This is a genomic window from Shewanella sp. SW24 (genome assembly GCF_025653395.1).
Lineage (GTDB): Bacteria > Pseudomonadota > Gammaproteobacteria > Enterobacterales > Shewanellaceae > Shewanella > Shewanella oncorhynchi.
The window spans coordinates 1-25,796 of record NZ_JAKKSH010000029.1; the positions used below are offsets into that span (position 1 = coordinate 1).

A 25,796-nucleotide genomic window follows, 5' to 3' on the forward strand; every position below is an offset into this window, starting at 1 on the left:
TGGTGTGCCACCCTGGCGTTCTAGTTTTAACTGTCTCACCCATTTATCCATAGTGGACTTACCTACGTTCATCGCCTTTGCAGCTTCGATGATGCTATGGTTTTTATCGAGGACTAATTGGGCTGCTTCAAGTTTGAATTCAGCACTAAATGTTTTTCTGGTTGTCGATCTCATGTGTTCACCTAAAGTCATCTACGAGGTAATAATATCACCTCTATTTAGGTGGCCAAAATTAGTGTGCCACTACAGCCTGTGTCATTGCCATTGCCGCCTTTGTTGCTACATAAGAGCGGTGTGTGTCGTCCCACGGATACCCCATAGAACCTGAAGCATCAAGCAACACACCAACTGAAAGGTTTGCCGCAATATCACGACGGATATTTTTAGCGCCAGGACTCCCCAGAAAAGCATCGACCAACCGATCCTCGTCTAACTCCCCAAACTGCGTCACGCCGGATAATTTCATGTTTCGTTGTCGGAACATGACCTTAACAGCATTGGCGACAGCGCCATTCACCTGCAGATTTGCCGCAGGGAAAACATTGCTTGGATTACCACGCAGCAACTCCTGCACTGTGTAAGGAACGACTTTGATTGGTTCAGGAACACGAGAATAGTTACTCATATCTTGCTGATATCGGTGAGCCTCTAACAGTTTGCCAACGTCCAAGTCCTCGAAGGATTGCTCCAAATCGATTTCATTGAACCCTTTGCTATTGCTAAGAGTCTTCCCGCTTGTATTGCCGTTGCTTTTACCTTCAGCATCACCTTCAGCATCACCTTCAGCTTCACCTTCAGCGTCACCTTCAGCATCACCTTCAGCGTCACCTTCAGCATCACCTTCAGCGTCACCTTCAGCATCACCTTCAGCATCACCTTCAGCATCACCTTCAGCATCACCTTCAGCATCACCTTCAGCTTCACCTTCAGCTTCACCTTCAGCTTCACCTTCAGCTTCACCTTCTTGCTGATTAGCCTGTTGCATTGCCGCAAGCTCTAACAGAAGGTTTTCTGCCAACTCACGCACTTCTAAGGTGTCTTTCGCCGTTTGTGCAAGCTGTGCGTATTTCAAACACAACTTATCAAGCTCCGGTGTTACCCAATCAAATCCAGCTAATGCTTGTTTGATCGCAGTAATCCCGTTTTCAAGGTTTCCGACTAGCAGTACGTAATACAAAATGTCATCGAGACAGTTTGTAAACTCACGCTTGGTAATGATGTCTACCAATATTCTTCGGCTTGATTGATAAGACTGTATCGCGCCAGGAAATTCCCTGATATTGCGCAAGTCGATTCTTATGTCCTCAAGCACGTTGATTGCGTTTTTCAACACTATACTGGTCTGCAGCATGACGCTTCCGATTGCACTGAAGTTGGTGTGATTGAGATGGGCCGACTCGTGAAGTAACGAGCAAACCATCTGATCCCACGGGCCAACCCCAATGACAATTCTTTTACCGTTGGTGTAAGAACTGCCACCAGCAATCGTGACGTTAACGCCTTTGCGAGTTAACGCATTCGACAGCATCGAGAATGACGCTTGTTCAGTATTTCTTTTCATTTCTCACTCCAATTGCACCCGTAAGGTACAAAAAAATGGGGTGAGAAAGCCCTTGGGGGCGTACTCACCCCCAAGGGTTAAATTAAGCATTCGCAGCTGTTAGCGATTGCGTAAACATTTCAGCTAAATGCAGCTTGCCCAACTCATTAAGCGCTAGACGCTCTTCAGGAGTTGAAGCGGCTGTAAACACAATCTCAAACACCTCCTGCATCGTGAAGTCAGGCAACAACTCCCACATTACCGCCCAATCAACTAAAACACGAGTTGATAGTGCTGATTGAATGCAGTGCTGAGAATTGCCGTTGACAGCATCGGTGTTCATCGCATCACGTACCGTTTTGGCAAATTTCGCCATAGCAAGACGAATACGATAAGACAGCTTAGTCATATCACCGAGAATATCTGTATCCACAGAAATTGCTGGATATTCAAAGCCAATCCAAAGGAAGCGACGTTTAACCGCCTCGTCCATATCGGATGAAATAGAACCGTAACGGCCAGACATGTCGGCTATACCTGGGGTCTGACACGTTGCAATTACTCTAAAGAGCGGGTGAGGATTTACCACCTCGCCAGTTTTCTCAATCGCAAGAGGTTTGCCCTCGAGGATTGGGTGAAGACTAGCTAGCAGGTCGAATGAGCCTTTATCCAGCTCGTCCAGCAACAGAATACCGCCTTCGCGATACGCTTTGACCACCACGCTCTCTTCAAAAACGGTTTCACCATTTTTGATACCAATGTTGCCCTTCAGCGTTTCGGGGCGCATGGTTTCACTCACGGATACTCGGTGCAGAGATAAGCCAAGAGAAGCCGCAAGAAACGCGACAAACTCCGTTTTACCCGTACCTGTTTCGCCATAACAAGCCAGTGACATGTTACGACTCTTTCCGAACATCCAAGTCAGCGCAATGAGCAAATTACGCTCGTTTGGTCTGTACTTGGGGTTCACTTTTGGCACGTTAGCCATACCTTCAAAAACAGCGACCATTTTACCGCTTAAAGTTGGGCATAATGGGAATACTGTTGCACCGGATACTTGTTTAGCTTTAATAGACATAACTCACTCCAAAATTTTAGAAATGCCCGTAAGGCATTAAAATAAAAGGGTGAGTCTGCCCCATGGGGACAAAACTCACCCCCAAGGGTTTAAAAATTAATTAAAAAACGCAGCAAAAGCGGCATCTAACTCGGCACTTAATTCCGAGTGCTCCACTTCTTCAGTCACTTTTGCCGTTGTAACTTCCGTTTCACCACTGTCTTCTGTGGATCCGCGTAACGCATGTAGCAACTGAGCGACATCTTCATCAATCTCAGCCATAGGCTCGTTAACAATTTCAGGCTCAACCATCGCTTCCAAGCCTAGTTCGTCGTATGACGTTAACAGAGTTTCAAGCGCGGTTTTGTTGCTTAATGACGTTAGTAACAGCCGTAACAAACCTAACGATTTGCTATCCAGTTGCCCATTCTTAGGGAACGAGTTGCGCATCTCATTGAGACATGCCGCAAGTCCGACCCAAGTATCAGAAAGAAAACTGAAGTTCGCCGCCTTTGCTTCCATATCAGCAAGGAATGAAATTGCCTTTTGACCAATCACGTCGCCGCGACCAATCTTATTCAACACATCCTCTGACAAATCCGCAAATTCTTGAAGCAGCTTTTTATCCAAGTGAGTATCAGCAGCAGCCGATTCATCATCGGACATAGAACCGATAACGATAGACATTGGTGGGCTCATGCTCATATAGAAGCGTGATTCCACGTCACTGACAGTAGGCGCATCACGGCGAATGAATCTTGCCGCTTCAGGATGTGCCGCACACTGGTTATCCAGCAGCTCTTCGTAATCTTTCACGAAGGCTTCTGCTTCCTCATTAAAAGCACGCTGAATTGCTTCAAAGCGAATTTTTAAGGTATCGAACTCACTCTCAGGGACTAACCACCCACCCCAAACAGGAATGCCAGCAGTATCCATGAGTCGCTTAGCTCTCATGTAATATTTACTGACGAATTTGAGGGCTGATTTATCAACCAAGAACTTACGAGGCTTCTCTGTGACTTCTGACACGTCCCCACCTTGATCATCAAATACCTTTGATGATTTCTCTGACTTCTTGCCCGAAAAGGACGAGAAATCTAAAGACAGATGGAGACCTTTTTGGCCTTGCAATGAAGCAATTTTGGCCTGACGTGCAGCGATGTTACCTGCGGTATTAAATTTCATGACTCACTCCAAATATGCCCGTTAGGCATAAAAAAAGGGTGAGTCTGCCCCGGGGGGGACAAAACTCACCCCAAGGGTTAATAAATTGATTTGTTCACCAGCTGCAGCAGTCAAACTCCGTTAGCGTTTTATGGCTCGGATTCTACTGATGCAATTGGATATGCTGGAGCGATACTGACTCAAAATAGTGCCAATGATTCGCCCCAAGAAATAGTCTGCCAAACGCCTTCGCCATTTCGCAATTGCGATTGCTGCTTAGTGCGTTTTTTAGACCAAGTTTCGTTGTTGAGCTTTATTCTGGCATTGACGATTTCAACTGGGTCAACGACGTCTAAGACACCATCCCTCAGTAAATCACAATCTAAACCAGCATAACGACAAGCAACTAGAAACTGCTCTGAAAACACCCAGTCAAGAATGTCTTCCGCTTCAGTCACCGAATCTCTCAGTAACTCCAGATTTGCAGAAATGATTCCGTCCCAAAAAGCGCGACATTGTTCAGCGCTCCAATCAACAGATTCATGAATGCCTAATTCACCCAACGATTTCTCGCGGGTTTGATATTTTTTAGCCATACCCACTCCAAATAAATAAGTTGCGGGTACGGCCCTTTAGTGGGCAGAACCCACAAGGGAAAAAATGCTTAACGCAGCATCAAAGCGCCCTTTCGGGAGATTGTGATGGTCAAACTAGATGCTCTAGTAGACGCACCACAACCAAACAACAACTCGGCAATTAAATTCCAGTTTCGCGTAGGCGATTGGAATACTGATGTTCAGCGCTTAATTGGGAGTTGTTGTGAGGAAGCATGGAGTGGTACTAAGCAAAATAGGCTTGAAAAAACCCACTTTGGTTAGTTGTGCCAATCAGCACCGGCACTGATTGGCTGACACGTCCGTAAGACGGTCTTACTAGCCGGTTAGATAACACCTAGAGTTTCCTCTGGTGACAGAATGTTTTGAGATTTTGCCCAAACTGATAAACGCTCAGCCAGTTCGCCATGATCACTGCTGCTCACATCAAAACCAACCTTGCTTGATGTAATAGCAACACATTTTTCAGACGCGGTAACGAGCACATTCAGATCAGAGTAGAAAATCGCAGATAGTGTAGACATAAGTAAAATTCCTGTTTATAGAGTGTCGCTAGTGCTGTCTATTGCGAAAGAGCATTAGTGACACCCCATAAACAGTCCTAGAGGACGCTTAAGTGATGTCGATTTACAGTGGTTAATTTGGCATTACCAAACTAGGCCCAATCTCTCTAATACAGGTCTAACTAAAAACAGATAGATAGTCATAAAACCCATAAAGATTGCCGCAAATACGATAGCGTCCATAGTCTCACTCCAGTTTTAATAAAATAAAAAAGAAAAGGGGTGAGAACGCCTTTTAGGGCAATTCATCACCCCAAAAAGGTAGGTTTGTTAATCAATGTAACAAGTTGAATAGATTCCGTTTGGCCAAGCGTGTACGTGCGCCAGAGTCAAGCAAGGCATACGTAAAACTGTCTTGAAGCTCTAAAGGGAGTCGATTCATTAGTTCTTTAAATGTCGCAACCATCTCTGATTTCAAAGATTCAGCCGCAGATAAATAAAGGGTCCCACACAACTCACCAGCTAAATCAGCATGGAATTTGGCGTTTTTTTGAATTTTTGAATTGACATCACGAAACGGAGAATCGTTAAGCAAGGCAATCTGAGCTGAAGCAGTTTGAATCTCGCCTTCAGCGTCACAAAGTGTGATTTTTTGATTAAGGGTGATCTGATGCAGAACACTCTCGGCCGAAAAAATACTATTCATAGTTCACTCCAATAATTAAAAATTGGGTGAACAATCCCTGTGGGGGAATATTCACCCACAAGGGAAGATATTTAGAAAATCTAAACATCTGGTTTCAGGTCGCTAATCTGAATTGAGTCTGAGTCCGAGGCTAACGGAGACTTTTGGTTGCTGCGTAGCAACACCTTTTGAACTAAACGCCGAATCTATCTAACTGAATTTTTCAGTGATAGATTTTTCGTAAAGAAATGGAAAGCTGATATTCAGCGAGCCAGACGTTTAGGTGGGAGGTTCGGTTGCGCAATTGCACTAGGAAATCGTTATTTCCTAGTGAAACTGGAGGTAAATCAGAAATAGCTAAAGCCACCGATACGAAAGCCATGAACAGGTGTGTACATCATGGCCCTGAAAAGAATGCCTACTGAAAAGTAGAACACTTAGAAAGGCGAAGGTCATCCGCCTGCTTACACATTATTTTAATTTCGTAAGCTTGTCAATCTGTGTTTATCGGTGTTACAACAATTAGACTTATCCACCTTATGCGGCGTCAAAATCGTCGTCATCGTCTTCATATCCAGACTCCAGCTCTACAACCCTTTCATTGTTAACCTCGTACAGAAACTCACTGGGCTCACTGGTGTAACTCATAGTGAGCGACGAGATAGCGCGAGTCATGGCCACATACATTAATCGACGTTCTTCCGCTATCTTACCCCCTGCTAACGCCTCTTTGCTCGGGATGGTTCCTGTGTCGCTCCCCACTATCCACACGTTGTCGAACTGCAAACCTTTTGAAGAGTGCATAGTGATCAATGACAGCTTAGGTGCGGCCTCTTCTGATTGGTCTTTGCGCTTTTTGCTGTCTAACGAAGACTTCAGTTGCGCAATACTTTCGCCCAGGCTCTCCCAGTGACGTCCAGCAATGACATCACCGACGACTTGAGCATGTTTTTGGTCGCGCTTATCGAGGTGTATGACTAACAATTTAACGATAGATTGCATGTAGGTTCGCTTCGCATCCTCACGCCCTGCTGGTATGTCATGCCAGCCTTCAGCTAATGAGTGGAACTTTTGCAGGTCAGCATGATGACCAATCTCCGCATGTTTAAGGCCGCCAAAGGTCGTTTTCGCCGTCCGGCATAAACCTATAATTCTTGCCGTTTCCGCCTCTGGCACTGACAAAGCCGCCAAAGCCCGATGTAGGGTATGGTCATCATGTTTGCCTGAAATCACAGAGGCAATTTGAATCAAGCTGTAGGGTGCAACGCCATCAAAAAACGACTTACCGCCGCGTCGATTGTACTCAATGCCATGACCCTGAATAACCGTTTCAACCCGGTCAAGGATGGCATTGTTCCTCGCAATTACTGCCCACGTATGAGGCTCTTTGCTCACCGCATCTAAAATCCTGTTAAGCTGGTTATCCATCGTGCCAGACTTAATGATTTTGACAGTCCCTTGCTCTTCCCTAACCGCATTCATCGGCTTATCAATCCTATCGGGGTTATTGAACTTAATCAGCATCCCCGCTCGATTCAGGATTTCCTTTGAGCATCTAAAGCAGTCTCTCAGCACGTAAGCATCTGCGTTAAACTCTGACTGAAAGGCCACCATATTGTCGTATCCTTGACCACCCCTGAACGAGTAGATAGCTTGATCGTCATCACCAACGACCACCAGCTTTTTACCAAGCAGCGCGTGTTCACGTAGCCACATGTATTGCAGTGCATCGGTATCTTGAAATTCGTCTACCAGAATATGCGTAGCCGACACAGGGGGGATTTCCCTTTGCGCCAGCCAGCTCACGGACAGTTGGCATACGACGTTAAAATCCGTCTTGCCCTGCTTAATAAGCATATCTTTGTAAAGCTCGTACAAAGCAACTTCTGTGTCACTATACTCTTTTGACAGGTCTTGGCTTCGGCCCATTTCATCAAACAGCCTAACAACGTCCGGCACCTTAAATCTGAACTTATCAATGAGGTCTAAATGGTCAGCTTCATTGAGCACCGACTTAACGAACAGCATTAACTCATTGGCCATTAATAACCGGCGATTAAGTTTGCCGCGAGTCATCGCTAACGCAGTTGAATGAAAGGTACTGATAGTTACCCGTTCCATAGCTCGTGGGGTAAGGGCGTGAAGCATTCGCTCAGTGAGCTCAACACGAGCCGCATCCGTGAAGGTGAGTAAATGGACAGAATAGGCGCCATCTCTGGACAGTAAACGCTTAGTCAGCTCTACCAAAACATAGGTTTTGCCGCTTCCAGGTAATGCACAAACAAGGGTATTGTCGTCACGCTCGATGACTAACCCCTGATCTTTTGTTGAGCCCATTTAAACTTCACCATTAAATTTATGTGTTGTCCGAATGATAATTTTCACAGGCAAAACAATCAACCTTTAACCACTCATATTATATTTCAAGAAATTTGCCAAGTATTAAGCCTGTGTTAACATTGTTGGTAATTCTATCAGGAGTTCACCATGAAAAAGACCTACTCACTTGCCGCTGTTCTTGCTTGCACCGCATTGTTCTCTGGTTGCGCGTCAACACCAACTGACAAATCAGCACCTAAAACAGTCTCTCAACTCGATATTCAATCAGACGATTCGTTTGCTCTAAAAGTGCTAAAAGCAGCTGGAGGCGATAAAAACACTCAAGACACTGAACTATCTGCGGAAGATTGGCATAAGGTTAATGGTGCTTCAGGCTCTGTCATGGCGATGAATATGGCTGCAGGCACTGCTGGTATTGGCGCATTCGGTGGCAGTGGATTAAGTGGCGGTTTAATGAATGCAGGCTTGTTCTTTCTCGGAACTACGAACAAAAAGCCTTTAGCAAAGTTTAACCTTATTCAAGTGATTCCTGCCTCAGATTTGGTAGGACATTCTCAGCAATTAGCCGACTATTTAGGCAAAGATGTTGGAACTGAATATAAGATCGGAAGTGTAAAAATTGGGAGCAAAATGACTCACCCAATGTTTGTTAAGGATTCTAAAGCCCAGTTAGCGCCAAACAAGAAAGAAGCAGGTTGGGCATGGTTAACTTATGGCGTCGCCACCCCAGCGACATCATTAAATGCTGAACAGGCTTCTTCCTTATTTGATCAATCATTTGATGTTGGAGACTATTTAGTAGTTACAACGTCAGTGAGCACTTGCGGAGAGCTCGTGCTGCTAGATAAGTTAAATGCTATCTCGACCACTTATCCAACTTACCTATATGTGCCTCCGGTGGATGCTGTTGCGAATAGAGACTGCCCCGATGCTGATAATTTGAGAGCAAAATATCAGCAGGTAATCGACCTGAATAAAAAACAGACCCATTTATTCATCAAACCTAAAGCCTAACAAAAAGGCCGTTACAATAAACGCTGTAACGGCCTTTGTTTTTATACAGGACAGCTCGGCGGTCTTGGGAAACCTGAACAATCTAAGTTAGTCGCAGGTGATGCGTTCTGGAACGCTTCTCGAACTTTAACACCAGTGTCAACCCCTAACTGATTTTTAATCCTGTCATCGGCACTATCTCGAGCTTCTCGGTTAACCACAGCATCTTTACCCGTCTTTTCCATGTCTGGTTCAGGGAACATACCTGATTCAGTCATCAACCCTACCCATTCGCTGAAATCCACTTTACCCAAGTCGATATTTGCTAACTCGTCTAGAGTCAATCCGCGACACGTTTCGTTGTCATGCCATGACACCGGATTTTGACCTAACTGAACAATTACTTGCTCCATAATTATTCTGGCCAAGGTACTCTTGAAACAACAATACTCGTTATGGGCCTTGTCGGTACATATCCCTAATGTCTTTTTACAAGGAACCTTACGGACAAAGAAACACTTTCGTTCTTTCAGCTCTGTACCCATTTTTAGCTCATCGTCATCACAGGCCGTCAATATCGTATAAAGCAATTTCAGCATGTTATAGATGGTGTAAAGCATCATAACGAAAGAAAGTGCTGCGACGAGGTTGCTGACAATCCCTTCCATCGCTTGAGCACCTGCTTCCTCCCCAGCCATCTTAACCCCAAGCGCTTCGGCGCCAGCTAGAATCGCTTCTTGCATTGCCTCTGGCATCACATCGTAAACCCATTGATAGATTTCTGTTTTTACCGTATCGATTGAGGTAGCCAAATCCGTAAAAAAGTCAGTAACAACGGATCCAGCTTCTCCTGATACGGTAGTTGTCGCATTACCTGCTGTAGCAGTAGCTTCAGACGAAAAGGATTTACCTAGATAATCCCATGCACCTTTTGCAGCCTCCGTCGCTGGTTTAGTTGAGTCAGATACCCAATCGACGGCATCATTCCAACCACTTTTTACCATGCTCCAGCCTTTTTTGGCATATTCCCCGCCTAAATACTCATTCACCCACGCGTTCTCACTGGACACTGCGTTTTGCCCAGCTTTAAAGGTCATTAATGACAGTTTAAATAAGTTGGATGTGGTATCGGTGCCTTTGGTGGAGCAGCAGTCATTTACCTTGAGTTGATCCCAACTACATTGCTCAACACTGCCGACGAACACTTGGCAGGTATCAGGATTAGTTGGGTCAGTACATGATGATCCGTTATCTAACTCGTTAATCGCCGCATACATCGCCGCGGTTTGAACAAAGTCTGTATTGGTCTCTTTAGCTTTTGTCTCGCAATTTCCATCAACGCAAGATGCATCAGTGAAACAAGTATTATTCTCCACGGTTTCGGTTTTAGTTATGACCGAACCGCTTTCGCAGCGATACGTGACATCCCAACCAAAACAGGTATTCGTTGCTGAATCTAGCCAACCTTCCGCACACGTAGAGGATTCAATACTGCACTTTTCATCTGAAGTGTACTGGGTACATTGGTCACCCATTGTGCGAATGTCAGAATAACCAACTGAACCACCATTAAGCGGTAATCGATTTCCCTTGAGAGGATCACACACATAATCTTCCATATGTGCGTACATGCAAGGGGTAAGACCATCATCACCCTCATATAAGGGGTCTAAGTTGACCAGTGCAAACATATCCTTGGTTTTTTCTAGTGCGTCGAGCACTTGTTGATCCGAGGTAATATCACGAAGCACTTCCCAATGAGCCAGATAGAGTGGCGCATTCGCACGTTTGGTCCAATCCTGTGAGGTATTCCCTCGACCAATGATAATTCGACGCTGCTTTAATGAGTCAAAGCTTCCACCATACATCTGCTTAGCGTTAAATATCTGACCATTTTCATTGTAAAACCGAGATGTCAGACCATTGTTAATTTTTACAGCGAAGACAGACCATTTGTTCCTCTTGGGTAAGACGTTTACAAACTCTGTCCCGTACATTCCTGGGCCACTATAGATACTGTGGGTTTGGAATCCGATGCCTTCTTTACACACCCATAGACCGTCATCGTTTTTATTATCGCCCTCGGAGTCAGTGGTGCCAACTATGTTACCGCAGTTTGAATTAGTCCCATTTGCCAAACTTGGTTCAAAATCCCTACGCATAACCATTAATACTACGTCATTTGCCCCGGAAACTGCCTGAACACCCGGAGCTCCTTCAATATCCGATAGATTCAGAACACCACCGTTGTTGATTAACTCTGAATCTAACCGAGCATCGCATTTCCAATCAGAAGCCGTACAAAAACTGTCAGGCGTTGACAACGAAGCCTCGCATCCTTCAGGCGACTCAACAATGTCCTCAACCCAGTTAGCAAGCAAATCCTGATCAAAATTGAGAGTGATACTGGTATATCCTTCCCCCAGATGTTTTACGGATAGCATCTGCTCGACAGTCAGTGTGCGATTCTTTGCCAATGCTTTTTGAAACGGCACAGTCACATCAATGGGGGTCGCGGCGATGGTATTACCCACATCGGAACAAGACTGCCCATCGAGTGGGAACGTCGAAGATTGATTCAGAATTGTGTCGTTAACTGACAATTTAAAATAATCGTCGTACCTCGATTTTCCGATAGTCGCGGAAACAATGTTTATTCCGTCAAGCAATCTGAACGATGTTGCATTGCGATAAACTTTACACGTACCGTCTTCATTGTCCGGCAGAGCATTATTAGTTTCATCACCCAAAATTATTGAAATACAGCGCTTACCGCAATAGCCAAACCCACTTCCAAAAATTTTATTCTCGTTAGGTGGCGTTAAGATTCGTTCTCTATTACAGCTTGAAAGATTGTTTCTGTTTGGCTTGAAGCATTCTTGAATCGTATTTTTAACCAGTGAGTCATCGATAGTAGTTTTGGTGACAGTATCAGTCGAACAATCTCCGAAAAATTGTCCTCCACTACCATTAAGAATGTTTTGCTGTTCCTGTGATCCAGATTTAAGGAATGAAGCATCCTTTCCAATAGTGTGTGGCGGGTTCTTGTTTTGAGCATCAAGCAAGGTTAGATAAGCATTGGCACTATGATCTTGCGCATCATTCGTTTCATCTTGATTTGCCCCAACAACGGGCTCTGACTTTCCATAAGCCGTGTTTCGCTCAACGGCCTCTTTAATCGATTTTTGTTGCGCCTTTTCGTCCTGATAAGTACCTGTTGCAGATACGTTGTAACCGTTATTGGAGTCAAGCCCGAGCATATCAGCATTGGTCATATTAGATGTGGTCATATCTGTTTGACCAACATTCCGGTAATTAAGCTTAATATTGTTAGTTGTACCTCCTGGCAGCTCAATGGCGCCTACCGCGGATTTGCCAAAATCGCGGCCCATCTGCATAAAGTAATCAGGATCTGATAAGTTTCCCTTCGCCGTAATACAGGTATTGCTGTAGGGATCTAACTCTTTTCCTGCTGGGCAGCTGGTTACTGTACCTGACGTGCTCACGCATGAGCCATTCTTATACGACGTTCCTGCTGGGCAGCTCGGGGCCGTCCCAGGTGAACACTGACCGCCATCTTGGTAATAGCCGGACGGACAACTTACCGTAGACGGGGTTGTTTGCACTTTCACACAGTTGTCATCACCGGCAGGGGTGTAACCCGTTGGACAGGTGGAGACCGTACCTTCGTAAAGAGTGCGCTTACAAGTAGATTCATTCTGCTTTTGCCAGCTTTGGTCAGGCAGTGACACAGTGACTGTCTCGTCTTTTTTACAGAGTCCGAGGTCTACATAGGTCTGGGGACAGATTTGCTCAACCTTTTCAGAGGCTCCGCCCTCATTTGGACACGTTTTTCCCAATGGAGTTTGTAGCTTAAAACAGATCCCATTGCTATATGTCGTGTACCCACTGGGGCAATTCGCTAATGAGGATGCGCTTTGCCTTGCAGAGCAATAATTGGGATACAGTGGGTCTTGATAATTCCACGATTGCTGGATATCGAGCCAGTTAGTCCCAGTGGGGCAACTGTTAATCGTTGTCCGGGACTCATTTTTGGCGCATGTTTGTAAGCCATCAACAGTGGTGACGGAATAACCAGCTGTAGGGCATGTCACTACTGGCGCTGCATAGGTGTACTTAACACAAGTGCCATTTGAAAAGCTCCACCCTGTTGGGCAGGAATACTGAAGAGATACTGGCAATGGGAGATCTGCAAATGCAGGGCTACTTGTGAGAAATAGCGCCAGAAAACTCATAGTTAAAATATTGAATAAGTAAATGCTTCCTATTCCGTAAGAGATTGCCTTTTCCCACCACGTAACCAGTTTATCTTCCATTGTTATTGAACCCTCACACAGCAATCGGTGTATCTGAAAATTGAATAAACCGCGTGTTGGTCTTTTCCATTACCAGGAGACTTTCTACCTGAACCCCACCAAATCGTAGGCCAACCGAGAGGGTGACAACATTCATCCCATGAACCATCTAGGGTTGATTTATTTTTATCTTCGCTGTTGTCGTCATTGCCAGTTTCAGGATTTTGTAGATCCTCAATATTAAAAGCCTTCGTGGGTTTCACAGCTGATGCTGCTGCAGGATTAGCTTCAGGAGACGGATACATCATAGAAATTTTGTACTGCGCCTTAGGGATCATTGGACTGTACTCGGCGTTACACATCGCCTCTTTACCGTAAGTTTTTCGCGCTAACCCCCTGCGATGTAGCGCAGCAAGTGAACGAGTCGTGATTAACTGGGTATTGCGGATAAAATCATTGTCAGCCCCAATAAAGCCGGTTAATGGATACAAGGGACCATCTAAACCAGCGCAGAACCACAGCGCCTCGTTAGCACTGCCGCTACTAGCAGTGATCATCCCATCGGCAACACAAATGGCGCGGCCAACTGGATTCGCAATCGGAATTGCGTCAGGAGTGAACAGAAATGACAGCGCCGAGTTTTCGTAGGTGACATCGAGGATTGACATGTACGCAATATCGAGGTCAAAGTAACCAGGGGATGTGTCGCACTCAGGCAACAAGAAAAGACCTAACATCTTGAAAACCGGATTGATGATGTAGTTGTAATGTAAGAACGATACCGTTTCGGCAGATTGAGTTTCTGGGTTGGATGCCCTCCCCCGCATCGTCATGTCATTTTGTAGCAAGGTTCCACCCAGCGTTGGACTGCACCATGGCGTTGCAGAGACTTCAACTAAATGATCAGGTGACCAGTAACCCAGAGATACCCCAAGCTCCGGCACACCCAGAGCATCCGAGCATGAGCATAAACGACTCGAATTAGCCCCTTTAGGCACATTGTCCGAGAATCCGGCGAGGTTAAAAGGTAGCGTACATGACCAGCAAAAAGAGTTAATCAGGTTTGAGAAATAGCCAGCATCGGGGCAAACCGAGTCCGGCTTACTGTTCGCACTCACATTTACGGACATCATGGAAGCCAGAAAAACAGCTACTTTTGCGAACTTCTTCATCATTTGGCACCGCCATTTGGAGCTACTAATAGTGTCGGTAATCCCGCATTACTCAGAGTTCGTTGACCAATCTCAGTGACGCGGATTTCTCCCTTAAACAAATCAACCAATGCGGGTAAATGCTCAAGCTGAAAACGAGACACCATCGTCGGTTGCATCAAGTACAAGCGACGGCCTAGTTTTGTCTGCAACCGGTTAAATTCGGTTAAATCGCTACCGGCCGGCAGCGCAGATAGCAGCACGTAAACTTGCTTGTGCTCAGTCACGGAAAGTACATCATTCATCCACGCCAGCTGACGTTCACTGGTTGGGTCAATCATGAATAAGCGGGTTTCCATTTGGAGTAATGCTGTAGGATCTACAACATCACCGGCCTTGGCAAAATACTGGCCATCCGGCGTTGTTTGGTCTTGGGTAAAGCGAACACGCGGGTCAATTTTGTAACGCACATCCTCGTCTTTAAGGCTCTCTGTCAACTGAACCTCTTTACGGTTAACGAATCGGCTAACGGCCTCGTGCTTTTTCTCTTCCCAATCTACTTTTTTGAGCTTCTGTTGGATAAGTTCGAGCATGTCCATCTCAGTAATGTCGTAAGTGTCTGACAACTTCCCGAGCGAGCCGCTTTGCAACAAGCCTTCGGACTGCTTAACGAAATCTTCTAATGACTGTAGCCCTGTCGCGGTAACCACTTTGCCACCGTTGCGATACACCATTGTTGGCGCTACTTCGACTGCATAGGTATTAAACAAACGAGGGTCTATGATAACTCTTGGAGTCACATCTAAATCTGCTTCATCTATCACTCTATGAATGGCGTTGGAGGCATCACGCAGACTTTCAGATTCATCTTTCAGGCCTCTAAATACGACTGTTGTTTTAACTTGGCTTTGAGATGCTGCTCTCAGCGCTGATTTCAGCGTGTATGCTGGCATACCGAATGAAGCGAAAATGAATACCTCTCCGTTTGCGGCTATCTCTTGCTGCACAACAGGCGTGACAGGTTCTGGCTTTGGCAGCACTTGATGCCTGATCGCATCGGCCTGCTGGGTGAGCATTTGTGCTTGTGAAATGTAAGATTGCTGCCCCCAAGCAGCGGGGAGGCCACCTTGGGGCTGCTGGGTATTGTTCTGCCTCATAGCCTCGATTTGGCTACGGACTTCATCCATCTGTCGTTTTGCATCCAGAATAAACTGCTGGTTATCGTCTGTAGCCATTGCATCGAAATAAATGGCAGACATCGTTACCGCCACAAACAAGCTAACAAGAAACTGTCTATTAGATAATGAGGTAAGCACGACCAATCACCTGCTGAGTTTTGATTGAACCAAAGAAACGACTGTCATAACTGCCAGGTTCTGTGCCTAACACAAAGATCCCGCCATTCTCTACAGTCCGAGTACCAATGAGCTTTTGTACATCGATATTCAGCGCATTCGCCGCATTGTCGATAGGTGCTGGGAACCTGTGTTTTTTGTTGGTCACACTAAACCTCCCTATTTCTACGAGGTCTCCTTCGACACCTGCCACTAACTTTATGATGTTGATCCCTGACGGAAGAATGTCGGTTTGAGGAGACATGAACATCACCAGCTCGCCGCTATTAACGTGTTTTTGTCGTGTGTCTACCACGAATACTGAACCTGGAATGCATTTATCGCTGTTGAGTACCAATATCAGTTTATAGCTATGACTAAACCACGTAGTAGCAGCTGTAATGACGGCAGCAATACAAAATGGAAGTAAATACGTGTGACGCCAGTGAGCCTTGTCGAATTTGATCATCTACACATTTCTATTAGTATACAGTTCATGTATATTACTAGACGGAATGCAGTTCAGCAACAACGAGAGCGGCGATGAAATCTACTGTGAATGACTTAGAGCTAATTTTGAATCAACTAGGAATTGACCCGACAACACTGATCCCAGTGAATATTACAGGTCTTACAATTGAAGAGTTGGACCGCATTTCCGCACACGTAGAATGTGGGAAGAGTTTTGTGAATTGCTGTAGAACTCAGAGCATATTGAATGCTGAACTTATAGTGCAAGGGATCGTGATTGTCGCGATAGGTGATAATTTAATCGCGCTAGATCATCGATGGTTAAAGCGTGGCGACTACTATTTAGACCCCACATTTAGTTTATTCAACAGCACCAGCAGCCCTAATGATACCTATGTTCTTAGCTACTTTATGCAAATTGAAGTTGCAACCGCAAATGCTGCTAATGATTCAATATCCGATATTTCGATCGATTCATTAAGCAAACTAGCTCAATAGTGAACAACCATCTTCCGTTTAGACCCATTTAACCGAGGCCTCAACCACCTCGGTTTTTTTTGGTTTGGGTTAGATTTTACTTGTCATAAATAAAATGAGAACCCGCTTAACCGAGTTGTCTATGCTAGCTAATCAACAACTTAAATTAGTCTTGGATCGATTTGATATTTTAAATCAACGGCATTCTTAACCGACTCAATTACAACTGGATTGGAAGGGTTGACCAACACATTGTGCTCCAAGGGCACAATAAACGAGGGCACCATCAGTCCAGCCGCCGATTCAGACTCTATAAACGAATCTCCAAGCCCTCTGGACATTATGTCGTTGTATCGCCACCCCTCGGCCAATTCGCTTTGTGGCAACATCATCAATTCACTTTCGGGCAATTCCAGTTCAAGCGTGACGAAGTTATCGAATCTTCGGGGTGAATTGAGATGCACTAAGACTTCTAGGATTGCTAGAGATAGTGTAGGAGAGGTATACACCATCGGTACTCCCAATGAGTTCCAGCGCCCCCCATACATTGCAGCCCCTTGTCCATTCCATGCAGAATCCACGTACTGCTTTGATACAATGCGATAGAGCTTCACATGTAAACTCCGTGCATTAATCTATTAATTAGACGAATGACATCTAATGTGCCCGACTCAGAGCCCATTAACTCAATTGGTCTTTTACCGTTCAATCCAATTGCGGGTTCATTGAGCCATTGAATAGCATCAGCCTTGTTTCCACCAAGCATCAAAGTTGCTGCTTCATACATTCGTATCATCCTTGCAAACGCTTCGCTTTCACTAGGTTTCAGTCGATGTTCTTTATCCTTTACCCGACGGGCGAAGGTTGCCCGGCTTAAACCGGCATACTGAACAAGGTTCGTAACGGGCATGGAAACGGCTTCGGCAAAGCGATTCACAACATCAATACTAAACCCATGATTTATTGCGTCACTTAGCACAGGGCCTTCGCCAGCAGGCAACCCCACTTTAGCCCAGATAGATTGATGTGCTTTAGGTTTTAATCTGAACTCACGTAATTGTTGAACAGCCATATCAATGACTCCTGCATTCCAAAATTATGATTAATTATCGCACTATACGTCTCATTTGACAAATTTTAATGTCTCACATGAAATTAGCATTTATAAAAAATCCCGCACTTGCGGGATTCTTTATTTGAACGGTTTAATATGTGTAATGTTTCTCAATAGAATTTGAGTAAGCGCCAGAGTCATCCACGCCTCTAGCGATAATCACAGCACTATAACCAGTTGACTTACTTACGTAAATATAAGATCCAATGTAGGGTGATACTTCACCGTTAATGTTCCACTCGTATTTCGCCATCTTACCATCTTCGTCAGTACATATCAGATCGAGTCGGAGAATGTTGGAATAATTGCTTTCCTTCACGTTACATTTGGGTTCTACGTTTTTGGCAACGGGGATTTCCATTTCGTACTCCCGTTGGATGTTGAATACGGATGTCATAACCGCTTTTAGTTTGTGAACACCCGCTTCAACACCACTTACCATCACCCTCAGATTGGTAGGCTCCACCAGCTTGCCATCTAGATACCAACTAACCGTGTTGATTCTGTCTAATGGATGTCCCATTTTGCCTGACAAGTTTGCTATCACGGTTAATGGCTCGCGCATCATAGTGTTGCTATAACGTGGCTCAATGCTCAACTGGGGCTCCGGCGCTTGGTTGGTGCCAATATAGCTTGAAACCACCTTAGCGTTTCCTCTGTTATCGGTGACCGTAGCTTGAACATTCTCGGTTCCCGCTTCCGTCACATTGAAAACCACTTGCTTATCTGACTTACGAACCACTTCAAATGTCTCAGGGATTTTCCATTCTACTGAGAAAGTCACTCCTGAATAGTAAGGAGGGAGATCTGTCGGTGTGTTAATCAACATTGAACCAGAAGTTGGGGCATAACTACTGTTCGTTTTGCTGATGATCTCAAAAGATGGGAAAGTATATCTCCATGCAGCAGGCGTTAACCGTTTCAGGTTTTCAGTCTCAGCCTGATACCCCTCTGCCCATGCTCTGACTTGTAGTGTAACCAGCTTATTAGTGACATCTGCCGCTGTTGGGGTGTAAGTAATAGATGGTGATAGAGTTTTAGTACCGTCCGGCAAAGTCCATTCAGTAATGATTGGAGTACCTGCGGCAGTATCAGCTAAGGTAGTTGTCACATCTAGTGTGTAGGGTACACCTTCTTCCATCGCTTTGATTACTGGCAACGACATTCTCACAGGTTGTAATCGTGCAGCACGTACAATCTTAGTAGCCTTCGAGAATCTAGCACCACCAGCCAGCTCAGTATTCACGTAAGCAGCGCGTGCATAAACGTTGTAGCGAGTATCGTTGTCCATTGTTAATGTAAAACTATCATCACCATTAACCCAGTTCACACCATCTAAAGACCATTGGACCTCCGTTGAAGTCAAGTCGATAGATTCGTCATTATCCAGAAGTTTGTACTCACCAGTTTCCCCACTATGCAATGCACTAACCCCTTCAATCTTCAGATCAGGTTGCTCGTACACCAACACCTCTTGAAAATCAGTGGTTGTTCTAATTCCACTGTATTTGTTCGCAATCTGCGCTCTAAATTGGTAGATCCCTTTTGTTGATAATAGGAGTTGAACAAAGTCTTTGTTAGTGGCAATTTCTTCCCACGTACCGCCACTATCTTTCGACATTTCCCAAGTCACGTCGCCTTTAGCACGACGGTCATTTAGTGTATTAGGTACGTATAGCAGTTGAGCCGCGAATGGCGCTTTACCCGCCATGCGCTTTATCTGGATATCTCCGTCAATAGCCTCACCTTTATAAATCTGGAAAAATGCAGAATTACTCTTAATCGTTTTTTGGTAATCAGCCAGTTTACTGTCCACAGTCACCAGAGCCACTAAGCGAGAACTGCCGATAGAAAAGTCCTTGAATGGGATTTCCGCAGATGCCACACCTTCACTGTTAAGCTTTAATGGCTCTGTTAGGTTTTGATAGCTAGTACCTTCTTTGTTTCGCGACTCCAATGCAATGACCGCAGACCAATCACCCATAGTCTCTTTATCGTAAGTCATTTTTCGAGTTAAGAAGTCCAGAGAGCCAATACTCACTTTAGCAGTGATCGTAGACTGAGTGTTTTGAAGTACCTCGGGGGTTTCTAGCTTCGCCACAATAGTATTAGCTGGCACAGTCAGAACTTTAACCTTCTTAGTGCCTAACGCGGTTTTGTCCCCAGTGTACTGAGCTTTTAGCTCAATATCTCTTGTGGTCCACAAGGCAGATGCCCCCACACTTAAAACTTTACCAATCCGCTTTTTAGACTGAGCTGAGCCTGATTGTGTGTAAGGGTATGACACCTGAGTGCCATCACTGCTAGTGATTGAAAAAGTTAAATCACCGTTAATAAACTCAGCTGACGTGGTGGTAATCACCCCACCATCAACTGTCGTCGTAAAAATGTCAGGTTTAAATTCACGGTATTTAGCAACAGTTACTACTGGCGGCTCCGGCTCAGTCACTTTAAATGCTTGCGAACCCACAAAGCTGAGCGCTTCTGAGTTTTTTCGGTTGATCATCCAAACCTTGTACTTAGCCTCGTTAAGTGAGGATGTACTGGTCGCTTTTTGGAACGTACCCGCGAGCACTTGCTGAGAGTTAGACCATTGAGAGCCTGTGCCATCAGGGAATTGTAGCCATTCAATAAAACAGCGATAATTTAACTGACCACCAGCTTTACGTGCCTGCTCAGCTGACGCATACATGCGACAACCAACCCCCTCGGTGTTTTTGAGTGGCATAGAGACCGCTTGAACACCTCTTCGATAGGTCTGGCTTCTGTCATCTATCTGCCATTTTACTGGCATATATCGAATTGAGACTTCCTGTACTGATGTGTTACCAGCATTATCCTGGACTACCACAGATAGTAATTTATCAGTATTGGGCTCTAATGGAGTATCTGGAGTTTTGAGCATTTTTAAATACTCAATCCCTTCATCAATACCATCTCCAAGAACTGATTGGCCATCCACTGACGCAGCAATCACCTTCCCCCCACCAGACATGGAATCAACAGCCGCAACGAGAATATCATCAAAGAAATAAATAGGGTCGGCAGCGTTAACAATGCCGCCGTTAGTGTTGTAAATCCTGATAGTTGGAGGATTTCTATCGATGTTACTGGACTCACCTACGACACCTTCCCAGGTGTTGCTGTAAGCGTCCGTCAACGTCGCGTATGGGATGTAAACGCCATCTGGAAGCGAAGACAGGTTAAACTCGAATGCCCATACATCGGAATGCTGCTCAACGAGCTTAGGGCTCAGCTTAAGTTCTCCCGTAGGTAAGGTAATAACATCGGTAGAGAGAATGTCATTTCCTGCCAGGTTATAGCTTGGTTGTTTGATTGAATACTGTGGATCTGGTTTTAACGTAATAGTCGCCTGTGGATGCCACCACGTACCGGATTTACCCGCGTGAGGGGTAGCTACTGTTAATAGCGCTTTTTCGTTCTCGATAGTTAGTGTCGTGCCGTCTGCAAATGTTTTAGTGATTGGCACCTCGTTACCTGAGGCCACCGCTTGCATCATATAATCGTCGAGTGTCGCGGTCCTGAAGTCCCACGCGAGATTGTATTGCGACTGATATTGGCCATTGATGGTTTTGAAATAGCCATTATCCGAATCCACGCTCATGCTGTAGTTGGTTGAGCCCGTCGAACTGCTTGTGTCGGTGACAATAGTCGTGCCAGCTGTGGACATGGTACATGATGTGCTGCCAATCGGGATGGTACACGCCCCGAGACTCGGCGCATTAACTACTTGGGTATATGGCCTTGAATCGGTCTTAACTTGGACGGTTTTGAGGATGTTTCCCTTGCTGTTGCTGGTTACGTCCGAGCCTAACTGGATACCAGTGGTTAAGTCACTTACGATTTCAACGATGTTTGGGGAAATAGCTTGCGCCGCTTCCACAGTCATCGAGCCTGTTTCAACCAGCACTTTTTCACTGCCACTGCCAGAATAAATACTTACGGTATACCCGATGATGTTATTGCCAGAGTTATTAAAGTAACCCTGAATACCATCGCTGTAAGTGCTTAACCCTGATGGCAAGCTCCACTCCAGTAAACAGAGCATGTTACCTTGGGACTGCGTAAAGGCTTTTGCCGCCGCTACATCCGTCGTTAAGCTACAACCCGCACCGGTTCCTTGAGTTGGTTTGATTTGCACCTGCTGGACGTTAGCCACCACTCCTGAAGGTGGGGTCAAGACGATTTCGGGCATTTTTGCAGACAGTTCACCAGTGATGGTTACACCGGATACAGCTAAAGCGTTAAATGACCACGCCGATTGCGCTAGTATAAGTAGCGCTATGGCGGATTTACTGAAAATTAAGTCGCTCATTCTGAATCCAACATTTTTTTATGATTACATAGGTTATCAGAATTATATAAATGGATATATTTATTTACCCATTTTTTAAGCAATTAACGGGAATTTTGCGATGAATAAATGCACATTAAATTAATCAAATGAGTTTATGATACCAAGGAGATCCCATATTGGGATCTCCTTATGGAGATGGGAAATTAATTGACTGATGCGGAGAGTTGTAGCGAGTTTATGGCTTGGGAGATTGCGGCAAAGTTATTCACAACTTTGACCATTTCACCACCATTGCGATAAAACAGCGTTGGCGTACCTTGGATGCCCAGTGTACCCATGAGCTCAGAGTTTTGGATGATGGCCATCTTAGTTTCTGGGGTTGGTGTTGCAGTGGCATAAGCAGCTTTAGTTTGCTTCGCCTCTTCGTGCTTCCACACCGCGTCCTTACCGCCATCAATCATGGATTGGATTGCTGGGACAGAGTTGGCGCTGATCCACGCTAACGGCACCAAGCGCACATCCAACTGTTTGCTTTCAATCTCGGGTTTCAAACGTGCGAGTAAACTACTGCAAGCACTACAGAAGGGTTCAAAGAATACATAAATAGCTTTCTCAGCTGACGCTTGTTCATAGCCCAGTTGAATGTATTTCGCCGCAGTGAGACTTTGCCAATCCTGCTCAGTGTAAGATTGCTGAGCAACAGGTGCGCGTTGTGCTTGACCTGCTTGTTGTGGCTGATTCCTATCGGCTTCGGAGATGCCCAGCGTCGTTGCCCACTGCTCCGTTAAGTTGACGCCATTCGCATCCACCAGACCACCAGCAATAACAAAGTCACCCGTGCTCCAATAAATTTGTTTTTGACCACTCAGATCCACCAGCCAGCCCGTGATATTTTGCGAACCGTCGGTGACACTCCATTTCTGGATCACTTTGTTATTGACGTTACTGCTCAACAAAGTTGCTAGGGCCGTTGGGCCATCTTTGGCAACACCCGTTGGTAGTGATGTTTTATAGCTGTTGAACTGGCTCACTACCCAAGCGAGAAGGACAAGAGCCAAGATAACAATAAATGCGATGAACGATTTTTTGCTTAACGATTGTAGTTTCATACCTTGCCCATAAACTATAAAGCGCTTAGATTAATAAAATTGTGTTGATTTTGGCCTAACTTGAGGAATCAATCAACTCAATTGCATCGTTTAAATCATCAAGATTGATTTTGTAACCGAACAAATATCGCTGATTAACTCCCGTTTGCGAGCGACCTGATTTGGTTAAATCGCCAAATCCTCTTAATTTCATGTCCTCAATCGCTAGCGTCACGCCATGAGAAATTTGAGAAATTAACTCTAGCCTATCCTTTGATTTTGGGCTTATTTCAAGGGGTAACAGTAAATCAAAGTACCCTACCCCTCCGTGCCTTGCTAAGCGCCCTCTAAGCTGATGGAGTTGGACGAGACCTAGCCTGTCTGGATTCATCACAATGCAGTGGGTTAACCCTTTAATCGTCAGCCCAGTTTCAACTAATGTCGTCGCTACCAGCACGTTTGCATCACCCGTATTGAGCGCATCGATTGCCGCAGCATTTTCTTCGTTTGTTAGCCCTCCATGCGCCAGAACTACCCCGCTACCATCCGGCAGGACGTGACGATTACTATGGATGAATCGGCACCATTTCTCGTATGCCTCTGTCGCATTCTGAATATCCGCAAATGCCTCACACTTGCTTTCATCTTTAAGGGCGCAAACGATCAATAACTTTTGGCCGCTTTGAAGCGTTTTTAACGCTCTTATTGCCAAGTCTCGACCTGCGTAATGCTCTAACAAACGACTCTCAATACGCTTATCTACGAAGCAATGCTTTAGCTCGTATACCTTCAGCACTCCATGTTTCAGCAAAGCCGCAGTTCGCGGTACTGGGGTTGCTGTCGATTCCAGTAAATGCGCCCCGTCAGCGCAAAAAAGCTCACGCTGTTCTACTGAAAACTTGTGCTGCTCATCCACGACGGCCAGATCAAATGTGAATGGCCACTGTTTGTGTATAATCGCCGTTGTACCAATCAACATTCGACATTGGGAAATCTCTTCAATGATCTCCCCTTCAATGACTAACGTCGGGCTGATGTCAGGGTAATACTCAGAGAACTCTCGATGTAACTGACGCGCTAAATTCGAAGTAGGCAGCATAATGGCCACTCGCCCACCAGCATCCACAACTGAGGCGGCACAGGTGCCAATCACACAGCTTTTTCCGGTGCCAACGTCACCAATTAACATCATGTGTTGAGATACTGCCGTGGTCATTTGCACGACCATACTTAATGCCGCGGATTTTTGTTCCTCGGTCATTTGGAATGGTAACGATTTAATGCGGTTATCTATCGCCTCTGACTCAAACTGCAACGGGACACGCTTTACTCCCCACTGTGACGCCAATTTCTTTGCCTCTGCACCAATGAGGACTGCTGCTAACTTACTAACTTGCCGAATCCGTGCGTAACCTCGTTGAACACAATCGGGGAAATGGATCTCCTGTAACATCTGCTCGATGTTGTCACTCGGGGCTGCACCCAGAAATTGCTTTAGTCGTTTGTTACTTACAGCGGTAGCTGAAAGCAGCTCTCTAATCTTGTCAGCACACTCCTTGATAACATCACGTTCTGACAGTAAGCGGCTGAGGAAATCGATTACCTTGGGTTCCGCTTTGCTCCTTCCCTTGGCCAGTTCATAGCACACATGCAACCGCCCTAAATCATCGGGGGCAATAAACTCCTGATTTTTTAAAATCAGTTGTTGGTTTTGATATTCCGGTAAGCCATAGACATAGATAGGGTGATGCTGATTAGCCATCGCGAGCCCGTTGCTCAACGATTTTAGGTTTTCAGCTGTGTCGTAAACGAAGGTTTTCAGTCGGAACCCCTGTTGGTCTGTCAGCTCAACAATGATGAAGGGACTGCGTTTTTTAGTGCGTCCTAACTTGATGTCAGATACGGAGTGAATATGACCGCCGAAAAGCGTCATCCCAGAGAAGCCTTGATAGGGATTCAAGTCATATTGAACAAGGCGTAAATCTTTGTATTGCAGAGGCATTACAAGTCCAACTTGCCATAACTCAGTTATGCCAAACTTGGATAATTGCTCTAAAGACGTGTCTGTCATGCCCCAATCCGATTCGTGTTCTATGTCTCCATTAGATCACGCTTCTTGATTGAGGCAAATTTTGAGAATTAGCTGTTGGGACTAGCACACTGCACGAATTCTTGGAATCCCCTTTTCGTCGGCTGCGCTTCTCTTTCGTCACAGCGTCCTAGGAACTCGATTGGCTTATTAATAACCCCCATACACGAGGCCAACGTCCAGTAGCTCCCAAACGATGCGCTATGACCCGATTGATAGTTGTTATATGCCGTGTGAATTAATCGACGAGTAATTTCAACAGGGATCTGATTGCTACCCTCGGTGTACTCTTTAGCAATATAATAATCAATAATCACCCCTTCTGGATTGACTTCGCTTTCAGCGTACTTAGGTGCCTCTAAACTGCCTGGGATCCATTTAGCCCCAGTCTCATAACCATGTGCGTAATAGCGAAACTGGGCCATAGCAACAGCACAGCTTTCAGCCTCATTAGGCGCGGGTGATGCGAATGCTGGCGCCGTGAACGAATAAAAAACAGCCAACATCAAACCTAACACCATACAATTTATATTTCTCAACAT

The 25,796-nt window shown here is 45.3% G+C and carries 20 protein-coding genes; 2 read left to right on the plus strand and 18 right to left on the minus strand.

Features of this window, described 5'->3' with window-relative positions; translation table 11 throughout:
* The 8 genes from L5M17_RS18735 to L5M17_RS18770 all read right to left on the minus strand — a co-directional run.
* Positions 1-174, minus strand: a 174-nt coding sequence (locus L5M17_RS18735; protein ID WP_263148818.1) for a transposase, incomplete at its 3' end; no start/stop codon positions are given.
* Between the two features lie 58 nt (positions 175-232).
* Positions 233-1,561, minus strand: coding sequence for a hypothetical protein (locus L5M17_RS18740; RefSeq protein WP_263148819.1), 1,329 nt, complete (start codon positions 1,559-1,561; stop codon positions 233-235).
* 82 nt (positions 1,562-1,643) lie between these two features.
* Positions 1,644-2,618 carry an AAA family ATPase gene (locus L5M17_RS18745; protein ID WP_011711538.1) on the minus strand — a complete coding sequence of 325 codons (975 nt, stop codon included), beginning with the start codon at positions 2,616-2,618 and terminating at the stop codon, positions 1,644-1,646.
* 96 nt (positions 2,619-2,714) lie between these two features.
* Positions 2,715-3,782 carry a DUF3150 domain-containing protein gene (locus L5M17_RS18750; RefSeq protein WP_011711539.1) on the minus strand — a complete coding sequence of 356 codons (1,068 nt, stop codon included), beginning with the start codon at positions 3,780-3,782 and terminating at the stop codon, positions 2,715-2,717.
* A 179-nt stretch (positions 3,783-3,961) separates the two neighbouring features.
* On the minus strand, positions 3,962-4,357 hold the full coding sequence (locus tag L5M17_RS18755; RefSeq protein WP_011711540.1) for a hypothetical protein: 396 nt from the start codon (positions 4,355-4,357) through the stop codon (positions 3,962-3,964).
* Between the two features lie 344 nt (positions 4,358-4,701).
* On the minus strand, positions 4,702-4,899 hold the full coding sequence (locus tag L5M17_RS18760; protein WP_259560879.1) for a hypothetical protein: 198 nt from the start codon (positions 4,897-4,899) through the stop codon (positions 4,702-4,704).
* Between the two features lie 313 nt (positions 4,900-5,212).
* On the minus strand, positions 5,213-5,584 hold the full coding sequence (locus L5M17_RS18765; protein ID WP_037426830.1) for a hypothetical protein: 372 nt from the start codon (positions 5,582-5,584) through the stop codon (positions 5,213-5,215).
* A gap of 516 nt (positions 5,585-6,100) precedes the next feature.
* Positions 6,101-7,900 carry an ATP-dependent helicase gene (locus L5M17_RS18770; protein WP_263148820.1) on the minus strand — a complete coding sequence of 600 codons (1,800 nt, stop codon included), beginning with the start codon at positions 7,898-7,900 and terminating at the stop codon, positions 6,101-6,103.
* A 150-nt stretch (positions 7,901-8,050) separates the two neighbouring features.
* Between L5M17_RS18770 and L5M17_RS18775 the strand changes: the two genes are divergently transcribed.
* Entirely contained in the window at positions 8,051-8,917 is an 867-nt protein-coding gene (locus L5M17_RS18775; RefSeq protein ID WP_259560882.1) for a hypothetical protein, read from the plus strand.
* 41 nt (positions 8,918-8,958) lie between these two features.
* Here the strand turns inward: L5M17_RS18775 and traN are convergent, their stop codons facing one another.
* Genes traN through L5M17_RS18795 form a run of 4 tightly spaced genes read right to left on the minus strand, consistent with a single transcriptional unit; the run spans position 8,959 to position 16,166 of the window.
* Complete coding sequence (gene traN, locus L5M17_RS18780; RefSeq protein ID WP_259560884.1) at positions 8,959-13,233, minus strand: conjugal transfer protein TraN; 4,275 nt, start codon at positions 13,231-13,233, stop codon at positions 8,959-8,961.
* A 2-nt stretch (positions 13,234-13,235) separates the two neighbouring features.
* On the minus strand, positions 13,236-14,387 hold the full coding sequence (locus L5M17_RS18785; protein WP_259216108.1) for a TraU family protein: 1,152 nt from the start codon (positions 14,385-14,387) through the stop codon (positions 13,236-13,238).
* Positions 14,384-15,622: a TrbC family F-type conjugative pilus assembly protein gene (locus tag L5M17_RS18790; RefSeq protein ID WP_239642740.1), complete on the minus strand. Its 1,239-nt coding sequence runs from the start codon at positions 15,620-15,622 to the stop codon at positions 14,384-14,386. The genes L5M17_RS18785 and L5M17_RS18790 overlap by 4 nt, the downstream gene beginning before the upstream one ends.
* Positions 15,623-15,659: 37 nt before the next feature.
* A complete protein-coding gene (locus L5M17_RS18795; RefSeq protein WP_037426844.1) occupies positions 15,660-16,166 on the minus strand; it encodes a S26 family signal peptidase in 507 nt (168 codons plus the stop codon).
* Between the two features lie 74 nt (positions 16,167-16,240).
* Between L5M17_RS18795 and L5M17_RS18800 the strand changes: the two genes are divergently transcribed.
* The gene (locus tag L5M17_RS18800; RefSeq protein ID WP_083848303.1) at positions 16,241-16,666 is read left to right on the plus strand and encodes a hypothetical protein; all 426 of its coding nucleotides are present in this window, start codon (positions 16,241-16,243) and stop codon (positions 16,664-16,666) included.
* 140 nt (positions 16,667-16,806) lie between these two features.
* Here the strand turns inward: L5M17_RS18800 and L5M17_RS18805 are convergent, their stop codons facing one another.
* From L5M17_RS18805 to L5M17_RS18830, 6 genes are all read right to left on the minus strand, one after another.
* The gene (locus tag L5M17_RS18805; RefSeq protein ID WP_037426858.1) at positions 16,807-17,259 is read right to left on the minus strand and encodes an RES family NAD+ phosphorylase; all 453 of its coding nucleotides are present in this window, start codon (positions 17,257-17,259) and stop codon (positions 16,807-16,809) included.
* Entirely contained in the window at positions 17,256-17,717 is a 462-nt protein-coding gene (locus tag L5M17_RS18810; RefSeq protein WP_050991311.1) for an antitoxin Xre/MbcA/ParS toxin-binding domain-containing protein, read from the minus strand. Before L5M17_RS18810 ends, L5M17_RS18805 begins: the two co-directional genes overlap by 4 nt.
* 133 nt (positions 17,718-17,850) lie before the next feature.
* Positions 17,851-22,095, minus strand: coding sequence for an Ig-like domain-containing protein (locus L5M17_RS18815; RefSeq protein WP_263148824.1), 4,245 nt, complete (start codon positions 22,093-22,095; stop codon positions 17,851-17,853).
* 185 nt (positions 22,096-22,280) lie between these two features.
* Complete coding sequence (locus tag L5M17_RS18820; protein WP_259216113.1) at positions 22,281-23,186, minus strand: thioredoxin fold domain-containing protein; 906 nt, start codon at positions 23,184-23,186, stop codon at positions 22,281-22,283.
* Positions 23,187-23,241: 55 nt separating this feature from the next.
* The gene (locus L5M17_RS18825) at positions 23,242-25,236 is read right to left on the minus strand and encodes a helicase-related protein (protein WP_259216114.1); all 1,995 of its coding nucleotides are present in this window, start codon (positions 25,234-25,236) and stop codon (positions 23,242-23,244) included.
* 68 nt (positions 25,237-25,304) lie between these two features.
* Entirely contained in the window at positions 25,305-25,796 is a 492-nt protein-coding gene (locus L5M17_RS18830) for a hypothetical protein (RefSeq protein ID WP_259216115.1), read from the minus strand.

Excerpts from the sequence above, each read along its gene's own strand:
- L5M17_RS18785 (WP_259216108.1), bottom strand. The coding sequence starts at position 14,387 with ATGATGAAGAAGTTCGCAAAAGTAGCTGTTTTTCTGGCTTCCATGATG.
- L5M17_RS18770 (WP_263148820.1), bottom strand. The coding sequence starts at position 7,900 with ATGGGCTCAACAAAAGATCAGGGGTTAGTCATCGAGCGTGACGACAAT.
- L5M17_RS18750 (WP_011711539.1), bottom strand. The coding sequence starts at position 3,782 with ATGAAATTTAATACCGCAGGTAACATCGCTGCACGTCAGGCCAAAATT.
- L5M17_RS18825 (WP_259216114.1), bottom strand. The coding sequence starts at position 25,236 with ATGACAGACACGTCTTTAGAGCAATTATCCAAGTTTGGCATAACTGAG.
- L5M17_RS18790 (WP_239642740.1), bottom strand. The coding sequence starts at position 15,622 with ATGTCTGCCATTTATTTCGATGCAATGGCTACAGACGATAACCAGCAG.
- L5M17_RS18760 (WP_259560879.1), bottom strand. The coding sequence starts at position 4,899 with ATGTCTACACTATCTGCGATTTTCTACTCTGATCTGAATGTGCTCGTT.
- L5M17_RS18795 (WP_037426844.1), bottom strand. The coding sequence starts at position 16,166 with ATGATCAAATTCGACAAGGCTCACTGGCGTCACACGTATTTACTTCCA.
- L5M17_RS18800 (WP_083848303.1), top strand. The coding sequence starts at position 16,241 with ATGAAATCTACTGTGAATGACTTAGAGCTAATTTTGAATCAACTAGGA.
- L5M17_RS18745 (WP_011711538.1), bottom strand. The coding sequence starts at position 2,618 with ATGTCTATTAAAGCTAAACAAGTATCCGGTGCAACAGTATTCCCATTA.
- L5M17_RS18810 (WP_050991311.1), bottom strand. The coding sequence starts at position 17,717 with ATGGCTGTTCAACAATTACGTGAGTTCAGATTAAAACCTAAAGCACAT.
- L5M17_RS18830 (WP_259216115.1), bottom strand. The coding sequence starts at position 25,796 with ATGTTGAGAAATATAAATTGTATGGTGTTAGGTTTGATGTTGGCTGTT.
- L5M17_RS18755 (WP_011711540.1), bottom strand. The coding sequence starts at position 4,357 with ATGGCTAAAAAATATCAAACCCGCGAGAAATCGTTGGGTGAATTAGGC.
- traN (WP_259560884.1), bottom strand. The coding sequence starts at position 13,233 with ATGGAAGATAAACTGGTTACGTGGTGGGAAAAGGCAATCTCTTACGGA.
- L5M17_RS18740 (WP_263148819.1), bottom strand. The coding sequence starts at position 1,561 with ATGAAAAGAAATACTGAACAAGCGTCATTCTCGATGCTGTCGAATGCG.
- L5M17_RS18775 (WP_259560882.1), top strand. The coding sequence starts at position 8,051 with ATGAAAAAGACCTACTCACTTGCCGCTGTTCTTGCTTGCACCGCATTG.
- L5M17_RS18820 (WP_259216113.1), bottom strand. The coding sequence starts at position 23,186 with ATGAAACTACAATCGTTAAGCAAAAAATCGTTCATCGCATTTATTGTT.
- L5M17_RS18815 (WP_263148824.1), bottom strand. The coding sequence starts at position 22,095 with ATGAGCGACTTAATTTTCAGTAAATCCGCCATAGCGCTACTTATACTA.
- L5M17_RS18765 (WP_037426830.1), bottom strand. The coding sequence starts at position 5,584 with ATGAATAGTATTTTTTCGGCCGAGAGTGTTCTGCATCAGATCACCCTT.